Annotated in this window: 2 protein-coding genes; both read right to left on the reverse strand. The window is 27.1% G+C overall.

Annotated elements, in window-relative coordinates:
• Nucleotides 1-1,360, reverse strand: a 1,360-nt coding sequence (locus ACRC03_RS08375) for a tetratricopeptide repeat protein (protein WP_438652110.1), incomplete at its 3' end; no start/stop codon positions are given.
• Between the two features lie 102 nt (nucleotides 1,361-1,462).
• A complete protein-coding gene (locus tag ACRC03_RS08380) occupies nucleotides 1,463-2,302 on the reverse strand; it encodes a metallophosphoesterase (RefSeq protein ID WP_438652111.1) in 840 nt (279 codons plus the stop codon).
• Nucleotides 2,303-2,514: the final 212 nt, after the last annotated feature.

The following is a 2,514-nucleotide window of genomic DNA, read 5'->3' on the forward strand; positions in this document are numbered from 1 at the left end:
CTATATATTGATTATATTCATTATAAAAATCGTGTATAAGTATATCTTGATTGTTATATATACAATATCCCATAAAACTATCCTTATGTATTTCTGTGGAATTTAACAATGATTTTTTCCCATTTCTCATGCATAATTGATATTCATATATGTCTTCTTTTTTATAAACAGCAATTTCAACTGCATTACATTCTATTAAACCTTCTATTTCTTTTGTTATTATATTAAATACATTTTCTTTGTCTAAATTGGATGTTATTCTTTGACCAACTCCATACAAAGCTTCAGTTTGTTTATATAATAACTTGTAGTTATTAATTTCTTGTTGCTCTTTTTTACTGTCTAGACTTTTCATATTTGCACCATTTTTTATTTTATTAATTTCTTTTTCTAGCTCATTTCGCTTACGTAGATAAAGATACGCTTCTTTATAATCGTCTAAACCTCCATAAGCTTTACTTAAGCAAAGATATATTTTATTTAAAGTTAATTTTAATCCTAATTTTTCAATTTTACTTTCTGCTTCTTTTAATTTTAGAATAGCATTTTCATATCTTCCTCTCATTAAATCTAATTCCGCCCAATAAAGTAAAATATCCTTGCCGTATCTGTTACATTCTCTTTCTCTAGCAATATTTATACTTTCTATAAATTTATCTTCTGCTATTTCATACATACCTTTTATTGCACAAATCATTCCCATTTCCTTTAAAATTCTTGGTAGTAAGTTTGGTTCATATATTTTGCCTGTTTCATAAGCTTTTTGTATATACTCCATAGCTTTGTCTAAATTGTTAGTTTTACATTCAGTTACAGCAAAATTTATATAATTATTTATTTCATTATCTCTATTACTTATATATGGTAGCTTTTCTATTTGATTTAATAATATTTTAGCTTTTTCATATTCTTCTATATCTACATATATAGCTGCCATATTTCCAATAATAGCACTTGATCTTTCATAGTTTTTTTCTTTTTCTGCTAATTCTAATCCTTCTACTCCATACTCAATAGCTTTATCAAAAGCTTCCATTGAGTAATAATCTACTAGTAATGCATTTATTACACTTAAAAGTCCTTGTATATTGTTAGTTTTTTTGAAAATTGCATAGGCTTTTATATGCATTTTTTCAGCTATTATTACATTCCCTAAATTTAAGTTAGCCCATCCAAGATTAATCAATACCCAAGGATAGATACTTTCCAAGTTATTAAGCCTAGCAAAATCCATTAATTTTTCACATATTTCTTTTTCTTTTTTAGGATTCATAAAACTTATTTTATGGCATAAAATTTTTATATATTCATCATCATTTTTTAGTTTTTCTACTTCTTCATTGAAGTCTTCAAATTTCATTGCATCCCCCTCATAACAATCGCAATTTCTATTCAAATTAAGTGTTATAACTTTAGGGTAGCATAAATAACTTATAGCTACAATATTTTTATATCACTTATTTTAGCTATTTACTTTTAATGTTGTAACTACTAATTCAGGTCTATTAAATACTCTAAATGGAAATAAACTATTCCCTAATCCTCTACTTACTACCATCTCTGTATTTTTGTCTTTATGTACTCCACTTGTGCTCTTTGGAAGAATTCCTTGACCTGGTGCAAACAATCCATCAGTAAAAGGTAACCTTATTTGTCCTCCATGAGCATGACCTGCAAAAACTAAGTCTATTCCTTGCCTTGCATATATGTATAGTAACTCTGGTCTATGAGATAATAATATATTTAAATCACTAACACTTTCACTTTTAAGTGTCTTTAGTATTTCTTCAAAAGTTTTTCTTTTAGTATCTGATTTTACTAAAGTTAAATCTTCCATTCCAATTAGGTTTATCTTTTGATTATCTATATTTATTTCTTCGTTTTTGTTATCTAAGATTTTAACTCCAGCTTTAAGTAACCCTTCTTCTAGTTTTGTATATTCTTCAATTCTACTTTCATGATTTCCTTGAACATAATAAGTTGGAGCTATTTTTACAGCTTGATTGATGTATTGTAGTGCAACATCAACGTTAGTTCTTCTACTATCTACAATATCACCTGTAATAACTATTATATCTGGATTTATTTCCTTTGTAAGTTGTACAAGCTTCTTTTGATTTTTTCCAAACTTTTTATTATGAAGATCTGATACTTGAAGTATTTTATATCCATTAAAGTTATTCGGGATTTTAGTATTTTCAAAATCTATGTTTGTAACAGTGATGTCATTGTTTTGCCAATAAAAAAATATTGCCAAGGTTGCAATGATTATAGCAAGATTTCTAGCTATTTTATTAGTCATAATTTTAGTCCTCCTGTGACACTATTTATTATATATTATAACAGATTTATGCATTTTAAAATTTTATGCATATATCGAGTAGGAAAAACTCGGGGTAATTAATCCCGAGTTCAGACCTCTCACAGAACCGTACGTGCGGGCCTCGCATACGGCTCCTGATAAATTTTAGTTGCTACATCTGTAGCAATACAAAGTATTAACTTTTACTTTAG

This window comes from Romboutsia sp., assembly GCF_051659545.1.
GTDB lineage: Bacteria > Bacillota > Clostridia > Peptostreptococcales > Peptostreptococcaceae > JBOFOR01.